This is a genomic window from Methylobacterium sp. WL64, from assembly GCF_008039945.1.
Classification (GTDB): Bacteria; Pseudomonadota; Alphaproteobacteria; order Rhizobiales; family Beijerinckiaceae; genus Methylobacterium.
In genome coordinates this window covers 12,720-34,884 of the sequence record NZ_VRVA01000058.1, presented here as the reverse complement: position 1 = coordinate 34,884, position 22,165 = coordinate 12,720, and the positions used below count along the sequence as shown (strand labels likewise).

Here is a 22,165-nt window from a genome sequence, read left to right as displayed (position 1 = left end):
GCGAGGTCGGCCGAAGAAGGTCGCCCTCGTCGCCGTGATGCGAAAGCTCCTGGTGACGCTCAACGCCATCGTTCGCGACCGCACGCCCTGGCGGTCGATCACCGCTTGACCTTCAACACAGCCGCTCCGTCGTGGTGGCGCTTCCATGGAGAACCTGGCCCATAGCGCATCCCTCGCAGCATGGTGGTCAACCGTACCACCACACCGCGGGATCAAACACCTAGCCCTGACGGGGCCGCCGAACCGAGCCAAATGGGTGGCTGAATTATACCGCGATGAGGTCAAACGCTGCGCTTCATGAACCACGACCGGGGCGACGAGAGTGACTTGCTGTGATCGGCGCATGACGGGAGCGCCGGCGCTGCCGGCAGCTATTCTCGTCTCATCGGGGAGGTGGATGCGAGACAAGCCCCGAGCCGACCGCTTGCGTGTCGTTTTGGCCGCACGGGCTGGCCTTCTGAGAACGGCGAACGCCGCGCCACTTGTCCGCGGTCCGACTGAGTCGTTAACATCACCCTAACAAAGGGACGAGCCGCGATGAAGATGCACGAAGCTCCAGCGGCTCGCAGACTCTTTTTGTGCCTGCTGACGTGCTTTACTCTGGCCCAGCCAGCGTCGGCGCAGTTGCGCCCGCTTGCGCGAGCGGGCAATGCCACCGTGAGTCACGTGAAGCTGACCATCAACAAGTCGCAAACGTTCAAGGTGACGGGTGCGTTCGCCGACGTGCTCGTGGGCTCTTCCGAGATCGCCGACGTCGTCCCGATTAGCGACCGAACGATCTATCTCTTAGGCAAGCGGGTCGGTACGACCAACGTTTCGCTGATTGACTCCGAAAAACGCTTGGTCGGTCTCGTCGACATCGAAGTTCGACCTGATGTGGAGGCGTTCCAGTCGCAGGTTCGGCAGAGCACTGGCGAGAGCGGATTGTCGATGGGGAGTCAAGGCGATCGGCTCGTTTTAAGGGGAGTCGCTAACGATGCGCCGACAGTCGATCGGGCGATGCAGGTGGCGCCGCCTGGAACCATCAATCTCACCCGCGTGAAGTCGCCTCAGCAGGTTATGTTGAAGGTGCGCTTTGTGGAAGTCAGCCGCACTGCCGGACGCGAAATCGGCGCGCGCTTTGAATTTGGGGGGGGGCGAACTCTAACGAGCGTCGGCGCCTTCGGTGGCATCTCCCCTGCGACTAGCGTCCAAAGCCCTGGGACTGGCTTACTCTCCGGCGTTGTCGGTACCGCGGTAGCGGCAGCAACGACCGGCGCGCAGCCGTTCGCCACCGTCGTCCAACGCTTTGGCGGGTCATCAAGCCAACTCGATCTTTTCATAAGTGCCCTTGAGACCCGAGGCCTGCTGCGACGGTTGGCCGAGCCGAACCTGATCGCGCAATCGGGCGAGCGTGCTGAGTTCTTGGCAGGCGGCGAGTACCCGATTCCTGTGGCTAACCAGACATTCAACGGCTCACCTCAGGTCACTGTCTCCTACAAGGAGTTTGGCGTGAGGCTCGCCTTCACGCCGACGGTGCTGCGCAACGGCACTGTCAACCTTCAGCTTGAACCAGAAGTAAGTCAGATTGATCCGACGTTATCCGTGGCTGTGGGCGGCGGCGTCTCAGTACCGGGTTTGAGCAAGAGACGAGCCCGTACCAACGTGGAATTGCGAGACGGACAGAGCTTCGCCATAGCTGGGCTGCTTCAGACGCAATCTACTCGTACCGTTGAGCAACTGCCGTGGCTCGGTTCGATCCCTGTCCTGGGTGTGCTCTTCCGTAGTCCGTCCTTCCAAGACAACGAGACGGAGCTGGTGGTGATCGTAACGCCAGCACTCGTCAAACCAACAAAACCAGGCGAAGTTTTAAGCTCGCCACTGGACACCACGCTTCCAGCCAACGATGTAGATTTTTTTGTAGATGGTAAAACTGAGATCGCCCGTGATACGCGAACTTTTGTAACAGCGCGCGGCGGGGCCATAGGACCGCACGGCCATATAATTCCGGCGCCACCTGGCGAAGCACCCTCGACCGTCCTCCGTTGAGGCTGAGAGCTATGCTGGAGCACACTTCGCCGTCTGCAATGCCATGTCGCGTTGACAGGATTTTATTGACAGCTTGCCTGGCCTTGCTTTGCTCAAGCTTTGGTGGATGTCAGGACTACCTCGCGCGCCGCGATACGTTGACGATTGGGTCTGGCGATGCTGTTCACACGAACGCAGCCATGCAGGTCCTTGATCCTTGGCCGCCTCATGCACGTACGGTGGAGTCGAGTGTGAACGGCGAGCGGCTCCAACATGCGATGGAGCGCTACCGCAACCCTGGTACCGGTCAGCAGAACGCCTTGATTGTACCCCCGTTGCCAATCGGATCATCGAGTACGCCTGCGAGTGCGCCGTTGTCATCGCGGTGAGATTGTCTGTGTTTTCAGCAATATATCTTGATTGCTTTATCACCGTCGTGTTGATAGCTGCGCTGATCTGGATTGCAAGAGAAGATCTTCTCAATTTTCGGGTGTCCAATAAAGCTATCATTGGGCTTAGTGCCAGTTTCGTTGTGGTCTGTCTGGCCTCTGACCGGCTCAGCCTCCTTATTTCGCATGCGCTGCTGTCTCTTGTAGCTTTAATCGTTCTGTTCTGTGCTTTTGCGGTGAGAGTAATTGGTGGAGGTGATGCTAAACTCCTCTCGATCGCCCTGCTGTGGCTAGGGCCAGAGCATATGCTTACTTTTGCTCTTCTTCTACTCGTAGCGGTCATCGCGTACGCTATCGGTGCGCGCTTTTGCGACTTTCCAAGTCGTCGGCTCAACGATAGTTTGCGTATTCCGCTGGCGCCTTGTGTTAGTGCGGCCTGGATCGCCACTTTATGGTTGTCGTATTCTTTTCTCTAATACCACTTTTATCGATGCTGTAAATCAAGTCATTCATATTTTAAGATCTTCGTCGCTTCATATTTAAGTTAAAACTGTTCAGTATTTCCCACAATGCGCATTGAATGATCAAATGAATTTTTTTTGTGAGATATTTGCCTATAATATTGTTGGTAGTGGCTTCTGACGAACTGCAACACGGCGAATAGATTGAGATGGTCGCGGCCGTCTAGTGCCGCCATCACTGGAGCATGGAGAAGTAACTGAGTCTCTATAGAGAGATACGCCTGCTTAGCCGGTCCATCTCATTCGTCGTCGCGATGGGCTGAACGGCAACTGACTGAACACGGGTGGTCGGCTGATGGAGCACGGTGCGTCGACGGCTACCGCCGGTGCCGGTGAAGATTCGCAGCCACTGAGCTTCGTGCCGCTTAGCAGCAAATTCGCGAGCTGCGACGGTTCCTAGTGCAGGGACGCGAACGGAGGATTCACGCGTACGATGAGACGTGCGAGTCTGGGCCATGGCTCAGACGGTCTGTGTGCTTCTTGATGCGAGCGACGCGGCACGGCTGGATGCGATCTCCCGCCCGCTCAAACATACCCAGCGCGCCCGCATCATCCTGCTTTCGGCCGAGCGCTTGAGTGTCCAGGACGTCGCCCGGCGGGCGGGCGTCAGCCGCCGAGCCGTGTGGCGCTGGCAGCGGCGCTACGCCAAGGCGGGTGTCGAAGGTCTGCTGCGCGACAAGACGCGTCCGCCCGGCACGCCGCCTCATTCAACCGAGACGGTGGCCTAGGTACTGGCGCTGACCTGCTCAGAGCCGCCGGGCGAGGTCACCCACTGGACCGGACGTGCCGTAGCTCGGGCGGTTGGGATTTCGTTGCGGGCCGTGCAGCGGATCTGGGACGCTCACCGCCTCCAGCCGCATCGGTTGCAAAAGTTCAAGCGCTCGCGCTACCCCGCCTCCGCTGCCAAAGTCGAGGATGTCGTCGGCCTCTACATGGCCCCACCTGCCCAAGCGGTGGTGCTATCCATCGACGATCCTTCGACAAGCTCAGAATTGAGGAGTGCCAGATCCAGGCGCTGAAGCGGACCCGCCCCGACTGCTCGCTTGCCCCGGCCATCCCGCCGCCCAGACCCACGACTATACCCGTCACGGCACCACGACGCTGTTTGCGGCCCTCGACGTCTTGGCGGGCACCGTACTCGGCCGCGGCATGCAGCGCCACCGGAACAGTGAGTTCATCCGGTTCTTCAACGCCGTCGAGGTTGCTGTCCTGTCCGGCAAGGCGATCCATGCGATCCTTGACAACGTCGCCACCCACAAACATCCGGAGGTGCGCACCTGGCTCGCCCGGCACCCGCGGCTTCACGTTTTATTTCACCCTGACTTCGGCCTCGTGGCTCAACGCCGTCGAGGGCTTCTTCTCAGCGCTGACCCGTCGTCGGCTGCAGCGAGGCTCCTTCACCGGCGTCGTCGATCTGCAGGTGGCCGTCAAACGCTACATCGCCGAGCACAACCAGCGCGCCAGACCTTTCGTCTGAACAAAGCCCGTGAGACCGATATCCTCACCGCCGTCAGCCGATCCCCTGAACCATCTGTCTGAGTCAGTGCAATAGGGAGATACCTTCGCCAGCACCATCCCGGACGCCTCAACGTGGTTTTGGTCGTCGCCGATTTCGGGCTTTGGCATAGGCTGAGTACGTCGGCGAATAGATGCCGCTGACCTCCGCGCTCGCACGAGGTTTTGCTCTCCCATAGCCGAGGGAGGGCGCGGAAGCCTACACTGCCACGTTGCCAGTAAGCTGGCCACAGTGAGTCCGGCTTCGAGATCGGTCGGATCGCCAGCGCACGCTGACCGTGAGCGATGCCGAGCATCGGCTGACTGCCACACCCAAAACAGGATCAGCCTTCGAACAAGCGGTAGCCAGCTGTGTCGCTCGCAGCGGCATTACGCAGGCGATTTTAAAAATTTTAAAAAAAAGAGTATCAAAAATCCTAATTCCCTTGAAACTTAGTTCATTTGCCGCTCGTATGAGCGCCGACGCCCCCTTCAAGATGGCGTCTTCATGCAGATGAGAGACAAAAATGATTGAGGAAACCGCCCTAAAAACGGACCACACCGCTTCGGCCGAGCGCCCGCGTCAGATCAATCTTGAGGCTGGGCGTCGCGCTTTCCTAGGCGCGGTCGGCCTCGGCGTCGTCGGCGCCGCGCTGTTTAGCCCCGGCAGCGTAAAGCCCGCTCTCGCTCAGTCTGTGACTGACGCCGACATCTTCAATTTTGCCCTCAACCTCGAATACCTCGAAGCCGAATTCTACCTGCGCGCCTCGGTCGGGCAGGGCTTGAGCGACGCCGAAGTCGCTGGTGCCGGGACAGTCGGCGCCGTCTCCGGTGGTCGAGCGGTCCAGTTCCAGACCCAAGCCATCGCCAACTACGCCAACGAGATCGCCCGCAACGAGCGCGCGCACGTCAACACCCTGCGGCAAGCCCTTGGCAGCAACGCGGTGGCGCGGCCGGCGATTGACCTGAACTTCTCCTTCACCATCGCGGCGCGTGCGGCCGGGCTGGCGGGTCCGAACGACACCTTCGACGCCTTCGCCAACGATACGAACTTCCTGCTCGCGGCCTTCATCTTCGAGGATGTCGGCGTGACCGCTTATAACGGCGCCGCCCCGCTGATCAAGGATCCGGCCAACCTTGCGGGCGCGGCCAGCATCCTCGCCGTCGAGGCCTATCACGCCGGCATCATCCGCACGCTCCTCTACAGCCGTGGCCTGTACACCCAGGCACAAAAGATCTCGGATGCGCGCGACTCGCTTGATGGCACGAGCGATGACGACCAGGGTATCGGTAGTGCCGGCTCGTCGAACCTCTCGCCGGTGGATCAGCGCGGCCTCGTCTTCGCTCGCACGCCGCAACAGGTGCTCAACATTGTCTACCTGAACCCGAACGGGAACCGGACGGGCTTCTTCCCGAACGGCCTCAACGGCAATCTGCGCTAGCGATCAGCACCTTCGAGCGCGGCGATAGGAGTACTGATATCGCCGCGTTCAGCCTTCGAGACCGGTGTTCATGGGGGACAGCGGAGCTAACACGATGGTGGAAGAGACAACTCCGGCTTAGACTTGTCTCGTCGGCGGCCTTCGGGGATTTCCCGCTGACCTTCTGCGCTCGCCCTTAGGCTTTCGCCCCCGATATGTCGACGGGCGGGCGTGGATGCACGGGACGCCAGAGCGATCGCGTCTCAAGGTTAGCCGTCTAGACGCCTGTTCTAAAGGAGATGTAAAACGTGTGCCACTGACTAGTAGCGCAGCGGAATAGCATGGCGGATCTGATCAACTTCGAGGCTCGGGCTCCATCCGCACAGACAGCAGTGGACGTATTCCGTGATCGCTGGGCGTGCGACCTGCGTCCACTGCTCGGTGTGGACGGAACCGGCCCCAATCTATTGTTCACACAAGATCCTCGCCCGAAACTCGCGGCGGCGGCACTAGGCCGAAACGATTACTGCGGCATGCATGTCCTGGAGATCGGCCCGCTGGAGGCAGCCCACACGTATGTCCTAGAGCAGATGGGTGCTGAGAGCGTCACCTGTGTGGAAGCAAGTGCCGAGGCGTGGCTGAAATGCCTTGTTGTGAAAGAATTGCTCGCCCTCAATCGATCGCGGTTCCTCCACGGTAACATCGTCGCCTATCTACACGAAAATTGCAGGCATTTCGATCTCGTTTACTGTTCGGGTGTGCTCTACCACATGGCCGATCCCGTTGAACTGATCGAAGCCATCGCCAACACAGCGGACGCATGCTTTGTCTGGACTCACGTCTACAACTCAGAGCGCCATCCCGTAGCGTTCACCGCGGAACGGGTTAGGCGTCTGGGGATCGAAGTCGATTATTGGTCACATCAATACGGATCTAAAGCTGATAATTACTGGGGCGGTATCGACGCAACGGCCGCGTGGCTGACGTCGGAGGACCTGTTAAGCGCGTTCGCATCCGCTGGACTGTCAGATATAAACCTGATTGAGGATCAGCCCGATCATCCGAACGGGCCGGCCATCCTGTTCACGGCTCGTAAGCCGTAGCGGTTCTACCTCGTGCCAAGCCGTTGCTCACGCTCAGCCACAGATTGCTGTGAGATGATCGGCATCGCCACTCTCCTACTATATCGAGTAGCGCGAGGCCGGCAACCTTGATGACGTTGCCGCGGCCCCGCCGAGGCAAGACAACCGCTTCGGAAAACGGCGCGGCCGCCACCGCTATATCGGGCATCTCCTGACGGCCGCGGAGAAGACCTCCTAGGCGACGCCGGCTGCGGGGAGCACGCGACGGAGGATGGAGTCGCCTTCCGGCGCGCGGAGCACCGGCGGCAGGGAAGGCACCACTTGCGGGCACAGGTTTCTGGCCACCAGTTTTGACCGTTCGTCCCAGCGCTACAGGAAGCGCTCGGACCCTTAGGTGGCGCTGCGTATGCGAATGAAGGCGCTGGCCGCCGCCCCGATTCGCTACGGCTACCGGCGGCTGCATATCCTGTTGCGGCGGGAGGGCTGGGACATGAATGACCCTGCACTGAATTCGAGCCCAGGCCACCGAATGGAGGCAGGCCAATCACCGTAATATTCCCAGTTACGCTAGCACTTGGTTCAAAAATGATACAGCACGGCCCATCCAGCCTAATTGGCAGATTAATGACGAATTAATTTGCTCTTCGTTGAGAACCGCCGATGGCGTCAGCGGTTGATCCAGAATTTGCGAAGCGACCTATCCTTGCTGTACGACTCACGTCCGCACGCGGTCGGCCTTCCGTAAGGGCGTCCCTGCTCATCGCACCAAGTTCGCTCTTAAAGCCCTCACATGGCTCGACACACCTCGTTCCGTCGGATGCAACGCAACATCCTCGTCGTCAATCGTGACTCCGCGGTCGCGCAAAGGCTTTTAGGGTCAAAGCTATTCGATGCGGAGTGGTACCAAGCAACCCAAGCGCTCGACGTAGTGCCGGATCAAGCTGCACAGCACTACATTCAGACGGGCGCCGCGCTTGGACTCAGCCCCAGCATACTGTTTGACGGTCCTTGGTACCTGGCGAACAACCCCGACGTGGTCACTGCGGGCCAGAACCCGCTGCTGCACTACCTCAATCACGGACGCGCCGAGGGGCGGCAGACTTACCCTTACGTCGACCCAAAGGCAGTGGCGCAACTCACAGCCTCCCCTCTGTTCGACGCAAACTGGTACTGGGCGACCCAAGCGCCTGACGTGGGACCGGACGAAGCCGCTCGGCACTACCTGCAGGAGGGGGCCGCGCGGGGCCTGAGCCCTGGCCCGCTGTTTGACGGACCGTGGTACCTTCGGAGCAACGCCGATGTCGCCGCCGCGGGGTCTAATCCGCTGCTGCACTACCTGGAATGCGGACGTTGCGAAGGTCGGCTGATCTGCCCGGTCGCCGCCCCGGCGGTGGTGGCACGGATCGCGGCCTCCGAGCTGTTCGATGCGGACTGGTATCGAGAGACCCAGGCGCCTGGCGTGGCAGCGGACCAAGCCGTGCGGCATTACCTGCAGGAGGGTGGCGCTCGGGGCCTGAGCCCTGGCCCGCTGTTCGATGGGCCCTGGTACCTCGCCAACAACCCCGATGTCGCCGCCGCGGGCTTGAACCCCCTGCTGCACTTTCTCGACAGCGGCCGCGCGGAAGGACGTCCGATTTGCCCGGTCGCCGACCCGGAGGTGGTGGCGCGGATCGCGGGCTCGGATCTGTTCAACGCGGAGTGGTACAGCGCGACGCAGGCCCCCGGCGTGGTGCCGGGCCACGCCGCACGGCACTACCTGCAAGAGGGCGCCGCGCGGGGCTTGAGCCCGGGCCCCCTGTTCGACGGGCCGTGGTACCTCAGGACCAGCACCGATGTCGCGGACGCAGGCCAGAACCCCCTCCTCCACTACCTGAACGATGGGCGCGCCGAGGGCCGGCCGATCTGTCCGTTCGCCGATCCGGAGGCGCTGGCGCGGGTCGAGGGCTCCGCGCTGTTCGACGCTGAATGGTACCGCGCGACCCACGTCCCTGATCTGTCGCCGAGCCTGGCCGCCCGCCATTACCTCAGGGAAGGTGCGGCTAGCGGGATGAACCCCGGTCCGCTGTTCGACGGGGCGTGGTATCTCGGCAACAACGCCGATGTCGCCGAAGCCGGCGCGAACCCGTTGCTTCATTACCTGATGAGTGGACGCGCGGAGGGGCGGCCCATCCGCCTCTCCGTCGCTCACGGTGCAGGCGCAAAGCGGATCGAGACCCACCCCATCGTCCTGCTTGAGAGCACGCCCGCGCGCATCGTCGTCGTGATCCACGCGTTCTACGTCGACGTGTTCGAAGAGCTCCTGCCCCACCTCGTGCGGGCGATCTCCCAGTTCGACCTGCTGGTCTCCACTGACCAGCCGGACAAGAAGATAGCGCTCGACGCAGCGGCGGAGCGCGCCGGGCTCGCCGGCCGCTGCCGTGTGGTGCTGGCAGAGAATCGCGGGCGCAACTTTGGGCCGCTCGTCACCGTGTTCGCGCCCGACATCCTGCGCTACGACTACGTGCTCCACGTCCACACCAAGAAATCGCTGTTCAGCGGCGCGGAGCAGACGCGCTGGCGCGACGAGATCTATCGAGCGCTGTTCGCGAACGCGGCGTGTGCCGCCATAGCCCTAGCTTTGTTGGAGGAGGACAGCCAGATCGGTCTGTTCTTCCCAGAAACCAGCGCGTACGTCGCTCACTGGGCGCACACATGGCTCGCCAATGTCGGCGCCGGCCACACTCTGCTCGACCGCCTCGGCCTACGCTACGACCGGTTCGACGAGTATCTCGACTACCCCGTCGGCGGCATGTTCTGGGCGCGGGTCGACGCCTTGCGCCCGCTCCTGACCGCCGGATTGACCCTTGAGGACTTTCCCGAGGAACACGGCCAGACTGACGGGACGCTCGCGCACGCGATCGAACGGGCGATCCCCATCGTGTCCCGGTCCCAGGGCTACAAAGCCGTCTGCTTCGACTACGACCGCGGGCTGGCCCGCTACGACAGCAGCGCGCGCAACTGGCACCAGTACAGCGCTCGCACCCAGGACCAGGCGCTGCAGGCGCTGCAGGATGTCGACCTCGTCTCGTTCGACCTGTTCGACACCCTCGTGAGCCGTCCAGCCCGGCGCCCGGATGCGGTGCTCAAGCTCGTCGAGCACCAGATTTCGTCGGAGGCCGGCCGGCCAATCCCGCTCTTCGTCGAGCGCCGCGCCGCCGAGAACCGGGTACGCGCCCGCAAGCATCATCAAGGCGACGTCAACCTGTCGGAGATCTACGTGGAGCTTGCCGCCTCGGGGCCGATCCCGGGCGACGTGGTCGCGCGGGCGCACGCCCTCGAGGAGCGGATCGACCTCGCCGCCCTGCGCCCGCGCACGGAGGTCATCGCGATCCTCGAAGCGGCGCACGCGCTCGGCAAACGGATCGTCCTGATGACGGACACCTATTACGAGGAGGCCGACATCCGCGCGATCCTCAACGGTGCCGGGATCGCCGACCGTTTCGCCGCCCTCTACGTGTCGAACGCGGTGGGCGCGCGCAAGGACCGGGGCGACCTGTGGCGCCACGTCGAGGAGGCCGAGGCGCTGCCGCGCGCCCGCTGGCTGCACGTCGGCGACAACGAGCACTCGGATATTCAGGCGGCCTGCGATCGCCGCATCCCCTATTTGCACGTCGCCCATCCGGCCAAAATCCTCGCCCAGAGTGGGTTCGTGCGGGACGACGGGGATCTCGCGCGGACGTGGCCGGCCGATCTCGTCGTCGGCCACGCCATGCTCAAGCTGGGCCGAAATCCGTTTCTCGGTCGAGCCGCCGCCCCCTACCTGTCTCTCGGCTCGAGCCGTGAGATCGGGTACGCCGCCTACGGTCCGCTGATGCTGCTGTTCATGTCCTGGCTGATCCGCCACGAAGGCTTGGCCCGGGTCGAGCGGCTGTACTTCCTGGCGCGCGAAGGCGACGTCCTCGTCAGGATCTACCGGCTCATCCGGGAGCGCTACGGCTGGGATCACCTGCCCGAGGGGCGCTACTTCCACGTCTCCCGGCAGACCGCGATCGCCGCCGCCCTCACGAAGGCGTTCCGCCCGGAGCTGGTGACGGCGGCCGGCCGCTACGTGGGCTCCGTGCAGGGGCTTCTGTGGAACAGGGCCGGGTTCACGGCCCCGGCGCATCTCGAGCTCGACCGCATCGCGGTGCGGCTTCCGGGGGATGTCGAGGTTGTCGAGCGGATCATGACCGACCTCGAGCCAGAGATCGCGGCGCATGCTGCGGACATGCACCGGCGCCTCCTGGCCTACGCTCGGCAGGAGGGGTTGGACCCGGATGTCCCCTGCGGCGTCGTCGATGTCGGATACTCGGCCACGATCCAGCGGATGATGCAGACCGCGCTCGGCCGGCCGTTGACTGGGTTCTACCTGGCGGCCCTGGACAAGGCGAACGCCGTCGCGGCGGAGGGCGGGTCCGCCTTCGGCTGCCTGTGCGAGAACGTCGCGACCTTGACCGCCTCGATGCCCGCGCTGAACCACTCCCTCTCCGTCGAAGCCTTCCTGACCGCGGCCCATGGACAGGTGATCGGCTACGATACGGCGGGCGATCGGATCGAGCCGCTGTTCAAGACGGATCCGCGGACGCCGGAGGAGCACGCCATCCTGGCCGAGCTGCATGCCGGCGCCGAGCAGTACGTGATCGAGACCCTCGACCTCTACGGGCCGGAGCTGCTGCGGGCCGAGATCCCCCTGATGGCACCGCAGGAACTCTTGCGCATGCTGATGGAAGGCCAGATCGCGACGCCCTCGGAACCGATCGGTAAGCTCGGCGTGGAGGACGATTTCTGCGGCTTCCCGCTCCATAAGGTCTATGCGACCGTGTAGCTGCGGCGGCCTGCCGGCCGGGGCCGCTCAGAATGCGGCGAGGGCTTGCAGGATCGCCGCGGGCGAGGCCGCGTAATCCGCGTGCATCGGATGGAGCCCTTCCGTCTGCACGGCATGGCCGCGGACGAACAGGAGGCGCGCCCCGCTCGACTCGATTAGGCTGGTGAAGCCCCGGAAATAGAAGGCCGGGTTGTCGTGGGTCAGGGCGATGACCTTCGCGCCCGGGCGGCAGAACAGGCCGTTGATCAGGGCGGAACTCGCCGACCCGACGACGATGTCGGCGGCGTGATAGATCTCGACCTGCTCGGCGAAGGTGTAATGTTCGGGCTGGATCACTTCGAAGCCGTGAGGCTGCAGGGCGTCCGCGATCTCCGCTTCATTGACCAGCCGACGCTGCGTGAAGCCGCGCCGGGACAGGAGGATGCGCCGGCCCGTCCGCCGCAGGTCGCCGCCTTGCGCGGCGAGCCGTTCCAGGATCTTGCCCCGCATGGCGGCCAGCACGTCGCTCGGCCAGATTGCGTCGTAGGTCGGCAGGCCCGGCCGCGTGTCGAACGGGTAGAAGGTCGGCACCGGGGCGAGGCCGAGTTCCCGAAAGCGGGTCGCCACCGGCGGCAGGACCTGCACCGGGCGGTCGCGTTCGTCCATGAGCGCGATGATCTGCCGGTGGGAGTTCGGCATCTGGTCGTCGATGCAGAGCGGCAGGCCCGCCGGGCAGGCGGGATCGTTGAACCATAGCATCCGCGGCGCGAATTCGAGCAGCCAGTGTCCGTATTGCCGGCTCTGGAAGCCGAACAGCATCAGGCCGGCGTCGATCTCGTGGATCTCGGCGGGCGCCTCGACCAGAGCGCGCCCAGGCCCCCAGACGGCCAGCATGATCTGGCCGGGATTGACCCCGTCCTTGATGTCGGCGAGGCCGCTGAGCGGATGGACCGCCAGATCGTAGATCAGGCGCTCCCCGTGCAGCACCACGTTGCTGCGCGGGAAAGTCAGGCAGTCCTTGAACAGCGCGACGTATTGCGGGGGGGCGTCGAGCGACCCCGCCCGGGAGGTCAGCGCGATCGAGCCCCCGAGGAATTTCACCTCGGGCTCGGCGATGGTGCGGCCGGCCAGCAGTTCGCGATAGCGCCCGTGCCCGGCGTCGGCGGCCTGTCGGGCCGAGACGATCTCATAGATGCCGATGGGGCCGAAACCGGCGATCGCCCGCGTGCTCTCGTGCAAAGCCGCGGCCTCTTCGTAGTGGCCCGCCTCCGCAAAGGCGTTCATCTGCAGGATGCGCAGGTTCCGGATCTTGGCGCTGAGGCTGTGACCGTCCCCGGTCGAGAGGCCGGCATCGCCGCCGTTGAGCGCGAAGGCGAGGCGGTAGCACTGGACGGCGGGTTCGGCCCGGCCGCGGCACTCGTGATCCCAACCGACCTGCAGCAGCGTCCTGGCGGACTCGCGCAGGGCCGCCTCCGTTTCTCCGCGGCTCCTGATCTCGGCGATGAACGCCGCCGCCTCGTCCCAGCACTCGTGCTCGACGAAGTCGCGCAGGCGCGCCGTCGCGGCGATCATGCGCCAGCGCTGAGGATCCCGCGGGTCGATCGAGGCGGCGAGTTCGTAGGCATGGGCGGCATCCCCGAACCGCGCACCGCCTTCGAGCCGGAACCCGAGCGCCTCAACGTGCCGCAAGGTCGCGGCTGCGCGTGACCTAGGGGGCGGCTCCGCGCTGAGCAGGGCGGCCAGCGTCTCAAGCTTGGTCGTGGCATTGCCGCTGTCGATCGATCGGATCAGGTCGATGAAGGTCGCCGTCGGCCGCATGGCGCTCCCGTCTCCAGAACCTGAGAGCTACAGGCCGACGCCCACGCTCTCCAGGCCGCGCAAAACCTGTCCGGGCGTGACCGTGTAGTTGACGTGGAACGGGTGCGCGTTGTCGCTCGGGACCGTCGAACCTCGAATGAAGAGGACCTTCGCGCCGCTCGATTCGATCATGCTGGTGTAGCCGCGGAAGTTGAACGACCGGTTCTCGTGGATCAGCGCGACGACGCGGGCGTTGTCGTTGCAGAAGATGCAGTTCGTCAGGGCCGAACTCGCGGAGCCGACAATCACGTCGGCCGCGTGATACAGGGCGATCTGCTCGACGAACGATAGCTTCTCTGGATACACGACCTCGAATCCGCGGCGCGCCAGAACGTCGATGATCTCCGATTCGTTGACGAGCTGGCGCTGAACGAAGCCCTTCCGTGAGAGGAAGATGCGCCGCCCGGTGGAACGCAGATCCACACCGCGCGCTGCGAGTTTGTCGAGCACGGCGCGCCGCATGCCTCCCAGGACATCCTTCGGCCAGACCGAGTCGTAGACCGGCACACCCGGTCGCGCGTCGAATGGGAAGAAGGTCGGGACCGGGGCGACGCCGAGTTCCTTGAAGCGGACCGCCTGCGCCGGAAGAGGCAGGATCGGTCTCTCGCGCGCGTCGAGCAGTTCCACGATCTGCCGATGCGTCTCCGGCATGTGGTCGTCGATGCAGATCGGGAAGCCCGCGGGACAGGCGGGATCGTTGAACCACAGCATCCGCGGCACGAACTCGAGCAGCCAGTGGCCGTAGTTCTTGCTCTGGAGCCCGAACATCATCAGGCCGGCATCCAGGGTTTGCGTCTCGGCCGGCTCCTCAACGAGGGCGCGCCCGGCCCCGTAGACGGCCGTCATGATCTGATCGGCGTTCTTCCCATCCTTGATGTCCGCGACGCCGCTGTCCGGGTGCGCGGCGAGGTCGTAGATCAGGCGGTTGCCCTGGAGCACGATGTTGCTGCGCGGGAAGGTCAGGCAGTCCTTGAACCGGGCGACGTATTGCGGCGGGGCGTCCAGGGTGCCGCAATCGGAAGTCAGTGCTACCGGACCTTCGAGGAAGCGGATCTCCGGCTCCGCGATCCGGCGGGGGCCGAGCATCTCTTTATATTCGCCCTCGCCCTCGCCTTCGGTGGCGGCCTGACGGGCGGAGACGATGTCGTAGATCTGCAGCGGTTCGAGCCCGAGGACGTGGCGCGTCCGTTCGTGCAGCGCTTGGGCCTCCTCGTGCCGGCTGTGTTCAGCGAGCGCGGTCATTTGCAGGATGCGCAGGTTGCGGATCTTGCGCTCGAGCGTGTCGCCGTCGATCGTCAGCGCCTGAGCGCCCAACTGGTCCCGGGCGATCCGGGCGAGCAGGTAGCTGCGCACCGCGCCCTCGGCATCCCCGGCGAGTTCGTAATCCCAGGCGATGTGGATCAGCGACGGGTCGTTCGGCCCGCGGTCCCCTGCTGCGGCCTTGGCCTGCCGCAACTCCTCCAGGAGGCCGTCCACGGCGTCGAAGGCCTGGCGCCGGCACAGGTCGACGATGCGCGTTCGGATGGCGGCCAGATGGTACTGGGCGGTGTGGGATCGGGAGGTCCGGGCCGCCAGCGCGTAGGCGCGGGCGGCGAGGTCGAGGCTGTCCTCGCCCTGGAACCGGAAGCCCAGGGTCGCGAGGTGCTGCGCGGCGGTCTCGGCCCGGTCATCCGTCACGGTGGCGAGGGCGCCCTCGATCGCGTCGAGCGCGGCCGTGCCGTTCGACCGATGGGCCTGCGTCAGGATGCGTCGAAAGTCCGCCTGCATCGTCCTCGACCGTTCCCTCTCGCGCGCCTAGCGGGCCGCCAGGGCCCGCTCCGTGCAGCCGCAGACCTCGGCGATCTGCTCCCGGGTGATCGCTGGGAAGAACGGCAGCCCGATGGCGCCGGCGGCGACGCTCTCGGTCCGCGCCAGACCGTCGTGCCGGCATGTGGCGAAGGCGGGATGCGTCTGGCAGCCGGTGCCGTACCAGCGCCGCCACTGGATCCCGGCGGCGTCGAAGCCTTCTGTCACCGCCTTGGCGGCGGCGGGCTCGAACAGCGCGTTGACCGTCATGGTCAGCCAGTCTGCGCCGAAGCCAGGCTGCATCCGCACGCCGATCCGATCAAAACCCTCGACATAGGCCAGGGACGCCTCGCGCAACTGCCGGATGCGGGCCTCCAGGCCGTCGAACACCGCAAGACCTACGGCGGCTGCGTATTCGGAGATCCGGTAATTGCCGCCGCGCACCTCCGAGACCCGGCTGGTCGTCGTGAAGCCGAACCCGGTCATCGCGGTGGTCTGCTCCACCAAGGCTGTGTCGGTGGTGAGGATCGCCCCACCCTCCCCGATCCCGAGCGCCTTGGTGGCGTGCAGGCTGACGCAGATCGGCTGCGCGCGGACCCGGCGCAGGTTGAGCGTGGCGGCGGCGGCGTCGAACACCACCGGGATCCCGTGCGTCGCTTCGAACGCCTCCCAGGCAACGATATCGATCGGCGCCCCGAACGGACTGACCACCACGACGGCCGCGACATCCCCCTCCGCCATCGCAAGCGCCCGCTCGGCGATGGCCGGCGTCAGCGACAGGGTCTCGGGATCCACGTCGGCGAAGAACGGCTCCAAGCCGACATTCACCGCCGCGTGCGCAGTGGCCACGAAGGTGTAGGCCGGCATCAGGCAGAGCCGGCCGGTGCGACCGGCAATGCGGTAGCGCAGGGCGAGCTCGATGGCGCTGGTGCCGTTGCCGGTGATCGTCGCGGCGACCGGCGCGCCGCCGGCACGCTCCGAGACGAAGGCGCAGAGCTTGGCCGTGAATTCGCGAGAGAGCGGCCCGTAATTGCTGTAGGTGTGCGTCTGATCGATCCGGCGGAGATACGGGACGATCGCGTCCGTCTCCGGCAGGCTGGGAATGAGCACGGGGATCATCGTCGAGACACGTCCTGGCTGTCGGCCGCCACCATCCTATCCGCATGTCCGGTGACGGCGCACGCTATACATGGACGGACGCGGCCGCGGAAGGCGCCGGCTCAGGGGGGGATTGGCGCCCCTCCCCTCAGGCGTGTCGCAGGGGCCGGGTCGGCAACGGGCGAGCGGGATTGCCGAACACCGTCTGGCCCGGCGCCACGTTCCGGATCACGACGGCGCCGGCCCCGACCAGGGCGTGCGCGTCGATCCGGATCTTCGGGATCACGCAGGCGCCCGTTCCGAGGAACGCCCCCTCCCCGACCTGGACATGGCCGGCTAAGTGGACGCCGGGGCTCAGTGTGGCGAAATCCTCCAGCACGTTGTCATGCGCGACCGTGCAGCCCGGATTGACCAGCACGTGCTCCCCCAACCGCGCATCGGCGGTGATGGTGGACTGGCCGAGGATCACCGTGCCCACGCCGATGCGACTGCTGGCGCCGATTAGCACGCCAGGATCGATGATCGTGCCAAACTCCGCACCGATTTCGGTTCGGAGATGCGCCACGGCCCGGGCTCGGGGTCCAGGCTCGCCGAGGGCTACGACGAAGCGCAGGCTGTCATCGCCCGCGAAGGTGCGGATATCCCGGACCACCGGCTTTCCGCGGAAGGTCTCTGGCGCGTCGATACCGGGATCGACGATGCTCGCCTGCAGCTCGATCGCGGTCTCGTGTGCGTTCAGGCGCTTCAGCGTGTCGACGATCTCGCGTGCGAGTGCGCCGGCTCCATACAGGACGAGACGAATGGTCATCGCGCCGGTATCCGTGACCGCCCCGGGGCTCGACCCGATCCAGCTGACGGCCTGTCGCCCAGGTGATCGTCCATGCGCGGGAATCCCTAGCTTGTCCGGCGCCCTGCCCTACACGAGTCCCTGCGGGCCCTCCAGCGTCGGCGACAGCTCCGGCCGATACCTTTTTCGCCCCAGCTCCGGGAGCCTCGTCACGGAGTGTCGGTTCCAGTACACCGCGCGCGGTTGGGCAGCCCGATGAGCGAGTGCGTGCAAGGCGCGGAACAGATGAAGAGGCCGACGGAGACTTTCATCGCCCTGATCCGGACGGTGACTGCCGACAATGCCTCGGACATGGTCGAACACCTGCGTGCCCGCGTGGCCCCTGCGGACCGCACGGGCGCCGAGAGCGCTGCGATGCGGCGGCACCTCGGGGCGCTCGCGTTCCGCCTCGAGGGCAATGATCATCTCGGTGCCGCTGCAGACATCTACGAGCTGATTGGATCTCTTGTCCCCGACGGCCGCGAGCGCTGGACGAGAGCCGCCGCCATCGCGCGCCTGCGCGACCTGTGCGGTCGCGGCCGCTTCGACGAGGCCAGCGCGTACGCCGCCCGCCTTCGCGCCGAAAGCGATGCGTCGGCGGTGATTCAGGACGGCGTCACCACCTTGCTGCGGCTCGGTTGGGCTCACGAGTGCCGGAACGAGCCCGGGCCGTGTCTGCAATGCTATCGCCTGGCCTATGATCTGAATGGTGGCGATGCGGGCGTGACCACCGAAGACGGCGACCGGCTCAGTCGCAAGGTGAAGAACCTGCGCCGCCTGAGGCTCGATGCACTGCTGGAGGCTGGCCGCTTCGATGAAGCGATCGCCCTCCACGCGCAGACGCGCCACGTCACTGGCTCCGGGTCGCTGGCCGCCTACGACATGGTCTCCGTGAAGGCTCTCGCGGCGGTCGGCGGCGTCCGGTATACCGAAATCCGGCCCGCCCGCCGCATCGCGGCACCCGAACTGCGCTTCTGGGAGCCGCCGCCCACCCTGTGCTCCGAAGCGGGCGGGCTCGACATGCCGGCTCAGTATCTCGCGTTCCTCGACGGGTGCCGGGCATTCCCGCGCAGCAACGTCGTCGTCACTGGCGACAAGCTCGTCTACGATCTAGCAGCGCACCCGCGTCGCCGGCACGTCCTGCTGCAAGATGGTCTCAACCCGGATCAGATCATGACGGCCGCGTTCGGTGCGACCCGCGCCCTCGTGGAAGTGCCCGAGGACGCGCATGCGGTCGAGGCCGGGCTCATGATGTTCGGCCTGCAGAGCCGGAACTACGGGCACTGGTTCTGCGAGTTCGTACCGCGCATGCTCGCCTACAACGATCCGCGTTGCCCGGACGGGATCCCGCTCTGCATCGACGACCACATGCCGGCCTCGCATGAGGAGATCCTACGCCTCCTCGACACACGCGAGCGGCCGGTGATCAAGTTGCCGCCCAAGCCGGTCGAATTCGAGCTTCTCGGCATGGCGCCGGTGCCGGCCTTCTTCCCGTTCGACATGAAGCCCGGCTTGCCGTTCTACGACACGGTCTGGCCGGCTGACATCTTCGCGGCGGTGCGCAAGCGGATCCTCGAGAGCGCGCGGGAGCGCGGGGTCCTGTCGGACCGGACCGATCGGCGCCTGTTCATCTCGCGCAAGGCCTTCACCCAGCGGGCACTGGTGAACGAGGCGGAGATCGCCGAGCGCCTGCGTCCCCTAGGCTTCGAGGTGATCTACCCGGAGACGATGTCGTTCCTCGAACAGGTCGACGCGTTCCACTCGGCCGCCCTGGTGGTCGGCTCGTCGAGTTCGGCCCTGAGCAACGCCCTGTTCTGCCGGCCCGGCTGCCGGATCCTCGGCCTGATCCACGAGGAGCTGGCCTTCAACTTCCGGGGCTATACCAGCTACATCGAGGTCGGGGGCGCGCGGATCCTGTTCCTGCGCGGCCGGACCCTCCACCGCCCGGGCGTGCACGCCTTCCACGTGAGCTACACCGTCGATCCAGGGAAGGTCGCTGCCGCGGTCGCCGCCTTGGAGAACGAGGTCGCGTCCGGCACGCCCACCGGCTTCACGCTCTCGGACCCGGACAGCCATCCCATCCGCGTGCCGGATGACGGCGTGCTTCAGTCGCCGGCCCGTGGGGAGCCTGTGCGGGTAGACCCCGCGCGCCGCGCACGCATCACAACCCTGGCGGCCGGTCCGCACGCGAGCCCGGACCAGGGCCTGTGCGCCCTGGAGGCGGTGGCCTACCTCGCTGGGGAACGCCATTCCGATCAGCCCGCCTGCGCCTCGCCCAGCATCTCCGCCTTCGTCCGGACCTGGAGCGATGGCCTGCCGCAGGCGGAGCGTGATAGCCTGATTCTCCCGCTCGTCCCGCGTCTCGTCGGCACGCGTGGCTCGGAGGCCTTGGAGCGCCGGCGCATCGCGATGGTCGCCGATTGGCTCGTGCGCAGCCACGCGCCGGCCTGGTTCCGCCTGGCCAAGCTGAACGTCGAGGCCGACGAGCTGGCCGACCTGGCCGAACTCACCGACGTCGCCGATCTCACCTCCCTGTGCGATCACCTGAAGCGTGCGCGCAAGCGGGCCGCGGTCGCCAACCTCACCCTGCGGCAGACCGGCTCCGCGGTCCGGACCGCGGCCTGGGATGCCACCCAGCAGGCCGCCTGGATCACCGTCCGGGACGCCTTGGAGGAGGCCGGGCCGCCGATCCTCGCCGCTGGCTGGGATGCGGCCTATGCGGCCGCCTACGCGGCGACCCGGGCCTACGGGAAGGCGCCGCTGGAGCCGACGCGCCGTGCGCTTGAGCAATCCGCCCTCGCCCTGGTCGAGCGCTTGATCGAAGCGCGAGACGCGGACTCGGCCGGGCCCGAGGCGCCGGCAGCCCCGGCATCGATGCACCTAAGCGCCGAACTCCGACCATGAGCGGCGGCCAAGGATTTGACGGGGCGCCGATCGATCCAACCGGAGCCGGCGCTTCGGCCCTCGCGGGGGCCCGCTGCCTCGTGCTGGGCGGTGCCGGCTTCCTGGGCCTGAACCTGTGTAACCGCCTGGCGCAAGCCGGCGCCGAGGTCACCTGCTTCAGCCGCAGCCATACGCAAGCCGAGGTTCTCGACCGGCGCGTCGCCCGGGTGACCGGCCAGTTCTCCGATCGGCTCGGCATCGCCAACGCGGTCGAGCGTCAGGACATTGTCTTCCACCTGATCGCCGGATCGATCCCCGAGAGCTCGAACCGCGACCCGTCCGCGGAACTCGCCGCTGCCCCGATCGCCACCCTGCACCTGCTTGAAATCTGCCGCTCGGCCCGGATCAAGAAGGTCGTGTTCGCATCCTCCGGGGGGGCGATCTACGGGATCCCGCGCGCCACCCCGATCCCGGAGCGGGCGCCCACCGACCCGATCTCGGCCTACGGCATCAGCAAGCTGATGATCGAGAAGTCGCTCTACCTGTACCGGCATCTTCACGGGATCGATTACCAGATCCTGCGGATCGCCAACCCGTATGGCCGGTTCCAGCTCGGCAACAGGCACCAGGGCTTGATCGGGAGCTACATCCACCGCGTGCTCGCGGACCTGCCGCTGGAAGTCTGGGGCACCGGCGAGGTCGTGCGCGACTTCCTGCACATCGACGATGTGAGCGATGCCTTCCTGGCCGCCATCCCGTATGACGGGCCGCACAAGGTGATGAATGTCGGCAGCGGTGCGGGCCTGAGCGTCAACCAGATCATCGCCGAACTGGAGCGGGTCTTCGGGCGCGAGCGCCTGCCCTGCGTGTACAAGGCGAGCCGCGCGGCCGACGTGCCGGCCAACGTGCTCGACACCACGCTGATTCGATCCGAACTCGGCTGGCGGCCCCGGGTCGCCCTGCGCGACGGGCTCACCGGTACGATCGACTGGATGCGGGCTCATCTGGCGGAGGCGCGCGGGGACGGCGCGCTGTCGAACCTGGCCCGCTGAGGCCGTCAAAGCCCGAGAGTCGCCGTGCTCGGCGGCACAGCCGATCGTCGCCCGGCCAGGTATTTCGCGCTCCGCCCCGGAGCGGCCATGTTTCTCGCCGACAGGGCAGCTCTCCGATCCGCGAGGAGACCGCATGTCCTTCCTGCACGATCTGCCCATTGCCGACCTGATCGCCAATTACGGCTACATCGCCATCTTCGTCATCATCACCCTGGAGAGCGCCGGCCTGCCGCTTCCGGGCGAGACGGTCCTGCTCACCTCGGCGGCCTATGCCGGCAGCACCGGCAACCTGAGCATCGCCCTCGTGGTGGCGATCGCCGCGACCGCCGCGATCCTCGGCGACAATGCCGGCTACTGGGTCGGCCGCCGCTGGGGCCTGCCCCTGCTCCTGCGCAAGGGCCACATGATCGGCCTCGATCACGGCCGGCTCAAGCTCGGCCAGTACCTGTTCCGCCGGCACGGCGGGAAGATCGTGTTCTTCGGCCGCTTCACCGCGATGCTGCGCGCCTACGCGGCGGTCCTCGCCGGCGTGAACAAGCTCGATGCCCGCCGCTTCATGTTCTTCAACGCCGTCGGCGGCGTTGCCTGGGCCTCGATCATGGGCTTCGGCGCGTATCTGTGCGGTCGCTCGATCGAGAACGTCATGGGGCCCGTAGGCCTCGCGCTCCTGGCCTTCGTGCTGCTGGGCGCCGTGGCCCTGTGGATGTTCATGCGCCGCCACGAGGCGCGCCTGATGGTCGACGCCGAGGCCGCGATCCCCGGCCCGCTGGTCGCGGGCTCGGTCGCGCCGCAGGCGGTCGCGGGGTAGGCAAAGCCATTCCCGGTCCACGCGTCGCCACCCGAAGCCAGGCTGCGCGCGGCGTTCTCTTCGCAGAGGATGCGCCGGCGCCACCCTGCGCCGGTGGCGTGTTGGGCGTCGGCAGATCGT

At 65.8% G+C, this 22,165-nt stretch carries 13 protein-coding genes and 2 pseudogenes; 11 read left to right on the top strand and 4 right to left on the bottom strand.

The window, feature by feature from the left end; all coding sequences use genetic code 11:
- From FV242_RS20875 to FV242_RS20835, 8 genes and pseudogenes are all read left to right on the top strand, one after another.
- A pseudogene (locus FV242_RS20875) lies at positions 1 to 109 on the top strand (IS110 family transposase); the annotation flags it as partial.
- A gap of 557 nt (positions 110 to 666) precedes the next feature.
- A complete protein-coding gene (locus FV242_RS20870; protein WP_187278494.1) occupies positions 667 to 2,028 on the top strand; it encodes a type II and III secretion system protein family protein in 1,362 nt (453 codons plus the stop codon).
- Between the two features lie 376 nt (positions 2,029 to 2,404).
- Positions 2,405 to 2,872, top strand: a complete 468-nt coding sequence (locus FV242_RS20865; protein WP_187278493.1) for a prepilin peptidase — start codon at positions 2,405 to 2,407, stop codon at positions 2,870 to 2,872.
- Positions 2,873 to 3,372: 500 nt separating this feature from the next.
- Positions 3,373 to 4,469: pseudogene (locus tag FV242_RS20860) on the top strand (IS630 family transposase).
- A 241-nt stretch (positions 4,470 to 4,710) separates the two neighbouring features.
- Complete coding sequence (locus FV242_RS20855) at positions 4,711 to 4,929, top strand: hypothetical protein (RefSeq protein WP_147940232.1); 219 nt, start codon at positions 4,711 to 4,713, stop codon at positions 4,927 to 4,929.
- Positions 4,930 to 4,938: 9 nt separating this feature from the next.
- Complete coding sequence (locus FV242_RS20850) at positions 4,939 to 5,853, top strand: ferritin-like domain-containing protein (protein WP_147940231.1); 915 nt, start codon at positions 4,939 to 4,941, stop codon at positions 5,851 to 5,853.
- Between the two features lie 320 nt (positions 5,854 to 6,173).
- Entirely contained in the window at positions 6,174 to 6,935 is a 762-nt protein-coding gene (locus FV242_RS20845; RefSeq protein WP_147940230.1) for a bifunctional 2-polyprenyl-6-hydroxyphenol methylase/3-demethylubiquinol 3-O-methyltransferase UbiG, read from the top strand.
- Positions 6,936 to 7,947: 1,012 nt separating this feature from the next.
- Positions 7,948 to 11,757 (top strand): rhamnan synthesis F family protein, encoded by a 3,810-nt coding sequence (locus tag FV242_RS20835; protein WP_147940229.1) that lies wholly within the window; start codon positions 7,948 to 7,950, stop codon positions 11,755 to 11,757.
- A 27-nt stretch (positions 11,758 to 11,784) separates the two neighbouring features.
- On the opposite strand, the gene FV242_RS20830 is transcribed toward FV242_RS20835, so the two are convergent.
- From FV242_RS20830 to FV242_RS20815, 4 genes are all read right to left on the bottom strand, one after another.
- The gene (locus tag FV242_RS20830; RefSeq protein ID WP_147940228.1) at positions 11,785 to 13,554 is read right to left on the bottom strand and encodes a glycosyltransferase family 61 protein; all 1,770 of its coding nucleotides are present in this window, start codon (positions 13,552 to 13,554) and stop codon (positions 11,785 to 11,787) included.
- Positions 13,555 to 13,581: 27 nt separating this feature from the next.
- The gene (locus FV242_RS20825; protein ID WP_147940227.1) at positions 13,582 to 15,360 is read right to left on the bottom strand and encodes a DUF563 domain-containing protein; all 1,779 of its coding nucleotides are present in this window, start codon (positions 15,358 to 15,360) and stop codon (positions 13,582 to 13,584) included.
- 27 nt (positions 15,361 to 15,387) lie between these two features.
- Positions 15,388 to 16,497, bottom strand: coding sequence for a DegT/DnrJ/EryC1/StrS aminotransferase family protein (locus FV242_RS20820; protein ID WP_147940226.1), 1,110 nt, complete (start codon positions 16,495 to 16,497; stop codon positions 15,388 to 15,390).
- A gap of 127 nt (positions 16,498 to 16,624) precedes the next feature.
- Positions 16,625 to 17,284 (bottom strand): acetyltransferase, encoded by a 660-nt coding sequence (locus tag FV242_RS20815; protein ID WP_147940225.1) that lies wholly within the window; start codon positions 17,282 to 17,284, stop codon positions 16,625 to 16,627.
- A gap of 264 nt (positions 17,285 to 17,548) precedes the next feature.
- Between FV242_RS20815 and FV242_RS35640 the strand changes: the two genes are divergently transcribed.
- From FV242_RS35640 to FV242_RS20795, 3 genes are all read left to right on the top strand, one after another.
- Positions 17,549 to 20,206 (top strand): DUF563 domain-containing protein, encoded by a 2,658-nt coding sequence (locus tag FV242_RS35640; RefSeq protein ID WP_246692795.1) that lies wholly within the window; start codon positions 17,549 to 17,551, stop codon positions 20,204 to 20,206.
- A complete protein-coding gene (locus FV242_RS20800) occupies positions 20,203 to 21,237 on the top strand; it encodes an NAD-dependent epimerase/dehydratase family protein (RefSeq protein WP_147940224.1) in 1,035 nt (344 codons plus the stop codon). Before FV242_RS35640 ends, FV242_RS20800 begins: the two co-directional genes overlap by 4 nt.
- A gap of 133 nt (positions 21,238 to 21,370) precedes the next feature.
- Entirely contained in the window at positions 21,371 to 22,045 is a 675-nt protein-coding gene (locus FV242_RS20795; RefSeq protein ID WP_147908170.1) for a DedA family protein, read from the top strand.
- The last annotated feature ends 120 nt before the right edge of the window (positions 22,046 to 22,165 follow it).